General features: G+C 34.3%; 8 protein-coding genes. 5 read left to right on the top strand and 3 right to left on the bottom strand.

Going from position 1 to position 6,821, the window contains the following annotated elements:
* The 4 genes from VKY41_RS10400 to VKY41_RS10415 all read left to right on the top strand — a co-directional run.
* Positions 1-253, top strand: a 253-nt coding sequence (locus VKY41_RS10400) for a rhodanese-like domain-containing protein (RefSeq protein WP_500814389.1), incomplete at its 5' end; no start/stop codon positions are given.
* Complete coding sequence (locus VKY41_RS10405) at positions 250-516, top strand: heavy-metal-associated domain-containing protein (RefSeq protein ID WP_500814390.1); 267 nt, start codon at positions 250-252, stop codon at positions 514-516. The genes VKY41_RS10400 and VKY41_RS10405, both read left to right, overlap by 4 nt.
* A 277-nt stretch (positions 517-793) precedes the next feature.
* Positions 794-1,090: a thioredoxin gene (gene trxA, locus VKY41_RS10410; protein WP_500814391.1), complete on the top strand. Its 297-nt coding sequence runs from the start codon at positions 794-796 to the stop codon at positions 1,088-1,090.
* A gap of 212 nt (positions 1,091-1,302) precedes the next feature.
* The gene (locus tag VKY41_RS10415) at positions 1,303-1,455 is read left to right on the top strand and encodes a hypothetical protein (RefSeq protein ID WP_500814392.1); all 153 of its coding nucleotides are present in this window, start codon (positions 1,303-1,305) and stop codon (positions 1,453-1,455) included.
* A 24-nt stretch (positions 1,456-1,479) separates the two neighbouring features.
* Here VKY41_RS10415 and VKY41_RS10420 read toward each other — a convergent pair whose 3' ends face one another.
* The 3 genes from VKY41_RS10420 to VKY41_RS10430 all read right to left on the bottom strand — a co-directional run bounded on the left by VKY41_RS10420 (position 1,480) and on the right by VKY41_RS10430 (position 4,689).
* Positions 1,480-2,175, bottom strand: coding sequence for an RluA family pseudouridine synthase (locus VKY41_RS10420; RefSeq protein WP_500814393.1), 696 nt, complete (start codon positions 2,173-2,175; stop codon positions 1,480-1,482).
* Between the two features lie 154 nt (positions 2,176-2,329).
* Positions 2,330-3,148, bottom strand: a complete 819-nt coding sequence (panB, locus tag VKY41_RS10425) for a 3-methyl-2-oxobutanoate hydroxymethyltransferase (protein ID WP_500814394.1) — start codon at positions 3,146-3,148, stop codon at positions 2,330-2,332.
* Positions 3,149-3,264: 116 nt separating this feature from the next.
* Entirely contained in the window at positions 3,265-4,689 is a 1,425-nt protein-coding gene (locus VKY41_RS10430) for an L-serine ammonia-lyase (protein ID WP_500814396.1), read from the bottom strand.
* 224 nt (positions 4,690-4,913) lie between these two features.
* On the opposite strand from VKY41_RS10430, the gene dnaK reads away from it, so the two are divergent.
* Complete coding sequence (dnaK, locus tag VKY41_RS10435) at positions 4,914-6,821, top strand: molecular chaperone DnaK (RefSeq protein WP_500814395.1); 1,908 nt, start codon at positions 4,914-4,916, stop codon at positions 6,819-6,821.

The following is a 6,821-nucleotide window of genomic DNA, read 5'->3' on the forward strand; positions in this document are numbered from 1 at the left end:
GGTTCAACTGATTGATGTTAGAACTCCAGAAGAATTTCAAGAAGGACATATTAAAGGTGCCCAAAATATTGATTATTATTCTGAAGGTTTTACGGATGAGTTTAATAAACTAGATAAAAGCAAACCCGTATATTTATATTGCCGAAGTGGATCTAGAAGTAATCAATCAGCTGAAAAGTTGTCCAAAATGGGTTTTGAAGCTTTGTACGACTTAGAGGGTGGATTTTTAAATTATATTAAAAAAGAAGAATGAGAACATCAGTAATAGTTCAAAATTTAAAATGTGGAGGTTGTGCCAATACCGTCACGAATAAATTATCTGAAATCAAAAACATATCAGAGATAGAAGTAAATATAGAAGAAAGTAAAATTTCATTTAATCATATTAATTATGATGATAGCATTCAAGTAAAAGAAAAATTGAAGAATATAGGGTACCCTTCCGTAGAAGACGAAAACTCGATTGTTTCAAAAACGAAATCGTTTATAAGTTGCGCTACAGGAAAATTCAAATAGAAAGAACCTAAAAACTAAAGAATTAAACAAGTTCAAAAAACATTTTCAATAAGGAAGAACTAAAACCTGTTATAGTTGAAACTAAGAACGAAGTCACATGTTATTATCTAATGACAACTAATTCCAATGTGTTTACAGTGTCATGGATTACTAAATATAAGGTTGTATGCTGAAACCGATAAATACAGTAAGACATTTTATTCTGAAGATGTGGCAACAGGATATAATTCTAATGAGTTCAGAAGATTTTGGCATGTGAATTTTAATAAATAAAAATATGAGTAAATTTTCAGAAATAATCAATCAAGACAAACCTGTTCTCATAGATTTTTATGCAGAATGGTGTGGACCATGTAAAATGATGTCTCCAATTTTAAAAGACGTTAAAGATAGTTTGGGTGAGGATGTAGCAATTATTAAAATTGATGTAGATAAAAATCAGGCTTTGGCCGCAAAATATCAAGTAAGAGGTGTGCCAACCTTAGTACTGTTTAAACAAGGAAAACAGCTTTGGAGACAGTCAGGCGTGGTACAGAAAGAAGATTTATTAAATGTAATTAAGAGTAATAATTAGATATAATTATAAGAATTGTTTAATTTTAATAGTAAACTGACAAGCTTATTGTCAGTGATTTTTGGTTGGTTTGAAAAGGCACTTTTAGTAATAAAAGTGCCTTTTTGTTTAAAATTTATAGAGTATATAAGGTTTACTGATTAAAATCATTTTTAGTATTACTAGTATCCAATAGCTTTACGAAGAGTTATAAATAATAAAACTCTCTAATTATGATTTATCAAAACCTTGCTTTGTACAATTGGAATAACGGCGTGATAATGATTGGTATTTTTGCCTTAGTGTGTGTAACACTTGTTGGTATTCTTATCAATTTTATGATGAGTGGGAAAAAGGAAGAAGAGACAGATGAAAAAAAGGAGTAATCTTTGTGTTATAAAAGATATAAATTAAAGACATGCATCCCAAATAGGGTCTTTCGGAAGTGGAGCTGTTACATTTATAGTTTCGTTTGAAACAGGATGTGTAAAATGTAAATTTCTGGCATGTAAACTAATGCTTGCATCTTTATTACTTCTGTCAAATCCGTATTTTAAATCACCTTTAATCGGACAGCCAATACTCGCCAATTGTACTCGTATTTGATGATGTCTACCTGTTTCTAAGGCAACTTCTATAAGAAAGTAATTATCTAATTTTTTAATAACCTGATAGTGAAGTATCGCTTTTTTACCTTCAGGAACTTCGTTTGGGTATGCAGTCGATTTATTATTCTTAGGATTTTTTCTTAACCAGTGAATTAGCGTGTCCTGATTTTTTGGAGGTTCTTGTTTTACTAAGGCCCAATAAGTTTTTTGAGTTTCTTTATTAACAAACATCTTATTAAGCCTTGGTAAAGCCTTACTTGTTTTGGCAAACATAACAACACCAGAGGTTGGTCTATCCAATCTATGAACCACGCCTAGGTATACGTTTCCAGGTTTGTTGTATTTATCTTTAATGTATTCCTTTACAACTTCACTTAAAGGTTTATCTCCCGTTTTGTCGCCTTGAACAATATCTCCAGCTCGTTTATTAACTATGATGATGTGATTGTCTTCATATAAAACCTGAAGGTTTTCTTTGTTTGAAAGTATTTTGGACACAGATTTCACGAATTTTCAAAGTTGAGCTTTTGTTCTAGTACAGCGAGTTGCATGGTTTGAACAAGGACTCACTGTTAAAGGTGTAATTATATGGTTTTAATTAGAAAATAGAGTTTTTTCACTATTCACTATTCACTATTCACTATTCACTCAATTAATATTGTTCTTCTTCATTTGGGAAATCCCTAGTCTTCACATCATCTACATATTGAGAAATAGCTGAAGTCATATCTTCATATAAATTCATGTATCTTCTTAAAAAACGTGGGTTAAACTCATGAGTCATTCCAATCATATCATGAAGTACAAGAACTTGTCCGTCAACACCATCTCCTGCACCAATTCCTATAACAGGAATGGAAACACTTTCTGCAACTTCTTTAGCTAAAGCTGCTGGAATTTTTTCTAAAACAATAGCAAAACACCCTGCTTTTTCAAGCATTAAAGCATCCTCTTTTAATCGTATAGCTTCTTCCTCTTCCTTAGCTCTTACAGTGTAAGTTCCAAATTTATAAATAGACTGAGGGGTTAAGCCTAAATGCCCCATAACAGGAATTCCGGCATTTAAAATACGTTTTATAGATTCCTTTACTTCTTTACCACCTTCTAGTTTAACAGCATGTCCACCAGACTCTTTCATAATTCTTATAGCCGAACGCAAAGCTTCTTTTGGATCACTTTGGTAACTACCAAATGGTAAATCTACAACTACTAATGCACGCTCAACAGCTCTTACAACTGATGAGGCATGATATATCATTTGATCTAGAGTTATGGGTAAGGTGGTTTCATGACCAGCCATTACATTACTTGCAGAATCGCCAACTAGAATAACATCTACACCAGAGCCATCTACAATTTTGGCCATCGTATAATCGTATGCTGTAAGCATGGATATTTTTTCACCATTAGTTTTCATGTCAACTAAGGTTTTTACGGTAATTCTTTTGTATTCTTTTTTTGCTACAGACATATGTGTAATTTGTTTGATTTAACTTGTGTAAAAATACTAAATAATTGAATGCTTAGTAGGGTACAAAGCTAAAATTAGTTCATAATTATAATGAGTTTATTAAATGAAATTTATTTCTAACAATCCGGAATGTTTACACCAACGGCCAATCCACCTTCGCTTGTTTCCTTGTATTTGGAACTCATATCCTTAGCCGTCTCCCACATGGTTGAAACGACTTTGTCAAATGGCACTTTTACATTTGCAGGATCTGTGTCTAAGGCTAATTCCGCTGCATGTATAGCTTTTATAGCCCCCATAGAATTACGTTCAATACATGGAATTTGTACAAGGCCTCCAATAGGATCGCAAGTTAGACCTAGGTGATGTTCCATAGCAATTTCGGCAGCAATTAATACCTGATCTGTAGAACCGCCCATTAATTCGCATAAAGCACCTGCAGCCATAGCTGATGACACACCAATCTCAGCTTGACAACCTCCCATAGCCGCAGAAATAGTGGCACTCTTTTTAAACATACTTCCTATTTCTCCAGCTACTAGTAAAAAACGTTTGATATGATCGAAATTGGCTTCGTGGTTTTCTATTACCATATAATACATAAGTACCGCAGGAATTACTCCAGCACTTCCATTTGTTGGAGCTGTTACCACACGACCTAATGATGCATTTACTTCGTTAACACTAAGTGCAAAACAGCTTACCCATTTAAGGATTTGTCTAAATTTTACTTCTGTTTGTCTTATGGTTTGTAGCCATTCCTGTGGATCAGAATACGGTAGGTCTCCTTTTAAAGTTTCATGCATGTCAAAGGCACGACGTCTAACATTTAAACCTCCAGGTAGGTTACCTTTTGTATGACAGCCAATATACATACACTCTAACATGGTCATCCAAATTCGTTGTAGTTCAAAATCTATCGTTTTGTCATCTCTCAACGATCTTTCGTTTTCAAGTACTACTCCAGAAATCGGTAAATTCAACTGTTTGCAATAGGCCAAAAGTTCGGTTCCTTTTACAATTGGATAAGGAAAAGTGTTTAGAAAAATTTCTTTGTTCTTTTTTGAGTTTTTACGCTCTTCTTTCGTTACAAAACCTCCACCAATAGAATAAAATGTCGATTTAGATTTTTTACCTTCAATAGTTGCTGTGAATATCATACCATTGGCATGAAAAGGAAGAAATTCACGATTGAATACGATGTCTGTTTCTGGATGAAAGGGTACTAATTTTTCATTATTAAAATTAAGAACCTTATTATTTTTAATAGAGCTGATAATTCCTTCAATAGAGTCTATGGGTATAATTTCTGGATCACCACCACTTAAGCCTAACATTACGGCATAATCAGTAGCATGCCCTTTTCCTGTTAAAGATAAAGAGCCATATAAATCAACGGTTATCTTCTCGACCTTGTCAAATTTATTAGCAGTTTTAAGTTCCTTTATCCATCGCTCAGCTGCACGCCAAGGCCCTAAGGTGTGAGAGCTAGAAGGACCAACTCCTATTTTTAACATATCGAAAACTGAGATACATTCCATCATGATAATTTCTTTTTTCAGCTATTGACAAAGATAGAGAGTTTTATCCTTTATAAGAGTTTTATAAGAAATGAATTTAATTTCTATATTAAAAGTGACATCCTGTCATATTTTTTGACATGGCACAATCATTGACTTATAGTAAGCGAAACTAAAATGAATATAAGATTTCCGAAAATCTATTTATTTCAAATAGATCCGGACAAATAAAAACAAATAAGATTATGAGTAAAATTATTGGAATCGATTTAGGAACAACAAACTCATGTGTTTCTGTTATGGAAGGTAATGAGCCTGTTATAATCCCTAATGCCGAAGGAAAACGTACTACACCATCTGTTATCGCTTTTGTTGAAGGAGGCGAAATTAAAGTTGGAGATCCTGCAAAACGTCAGGCAGTAACAAACCCTACAAAAACGGTTTCTTCTATTAAGCGTTTTATGGGTAACAAATTTTCTGAATCTAATACAGAAGTAGGACGTGTACCATACAAAGTAGTAAAAGGTGACAACGATACACCTAGAGTAGATATCGATGGTCGTTTATACACACCTCAAGAATTATCAGCTATGATTCTTCAAAAAATGAAGAAAACTGCTGAAGATTATTTAGGACAAACAGTGTCAGAAGCTGTAATTACAGTACCTGCTTATTTTAACGATAGCCAACGTCAGGCAACTAAAGAAGCTGGAGAAATTGCAGGTTTAAAAGTAAGAAGAATTATTAACGAGCCTACAGCAGCAGCTTTAGCTTACGGTTTAGATAAAAAAGGAACAGACCAAAAAATCGCAGTATTCGATTTTGGAGGAGGAACACATGACGTTTCTATCTTAGAATTAGGAGATGGTGTTTTTGAAGTGCTTTCTACTGAAGGAGATACGCATTTAGGAGGTGACGACGTAGATCAAAAAGTAATTGATTGGTTAGCTGACGAGTTTAAATCTGAAGAAGGTATTGACTTACGTTTAGACCCAATGGCATTACAACGTTTAAAAGAAGCTGCGGAAAAAGCGAAGATTGAATTGTCATCTTCTGCTCAAACAGAAGTTAACTTACCGTATGTTACGGCTACCGCTTCAGGACCAAAACACTTAGTACGTACCTTGTCTCGTGCTAAATTCGAACAATTAATTGACGATTTAGTAAAACGTACTATCGCTCCATGTCAATCTGCTTTAAAAGCAGCTGGTTTGTCTGTAAGCGATATCGATCAAGTTATTTTAGTAGGTGGTTCTACACGTATCCCTGCTGTACAGGATGCCGTTGAAAAATTCTTTGGAAAATCTCCAAGTAAAGGTGTAAACCCAGATGAGGTAGTATCTTTAGGAGCAGGAATCCAAGGAGGAGTATTATCAGGAGATGTTAAAGACGTATTACTATTAGACGTAACACCTTTATCTTTAGGAATTGAAACTATGGGGAATGTTATGACCAAGCTTATTGAAGCTAATACAACAATTCCAACAAAGAAAAGTCAAATTTTCTCTACTGCAGCGGATAATCAACCATCTGTTGAAATCCACGTGCTACAAGGAGAAAGAGCTATGGCAGCCGACAATAAAACAATTGGACGTTTCCATTTAGATGGAATTCCACCAGCAAAAAGAGGAACTCCTCAAATTGAAGTAACTTTCGATATTGATGCGAACGGAATTATCCATGTAACAGCTGGAGATAAAGCAACAGGAAAAACTCAAGACATTAGAATTGAAGCATCTTCTGGTTTAACTGAAGAAGAAATCCAAAAAATGAAGCAAGATGCCGAAGCAAATGCTGAAGCAGATAAACTTGCTAAGGAAAAAGCTGAAAAATTAAATGCAGCCGATGCAATGATTTTCCAAACTGAAAGTCAGCTTAAAGAATTTGGTGATAAATTATCTGATGATAAAAAGAAACCAATTGAAGAAGCTCTAGAAGAATTGAAAAAAGCATACGAGACTAAAGACATAGCAGTTATTGATCCAGCTTTAGAAAAAATCAACGAAGCTTGGAAAGTAGCTAGCGAAGAAATGTACAAAGCTCAAGCTGAATCACAACAAGGTGGAGCAGATGCTGGACCAGACGCAAATGCTGGAGCTAATGCTAACCAAGAAAGCGACGTTGAGGACGTAGATTTCGAAGAAGTGAAATAA

Source organism: Xanthomarina sp. (genome assembly GCF_035306605.1).
GTDB lineage: Bacteria > Bacteroidota > Bacteroidia > Flavobacteriales > Flavobacteriaceae > Xanthomarina.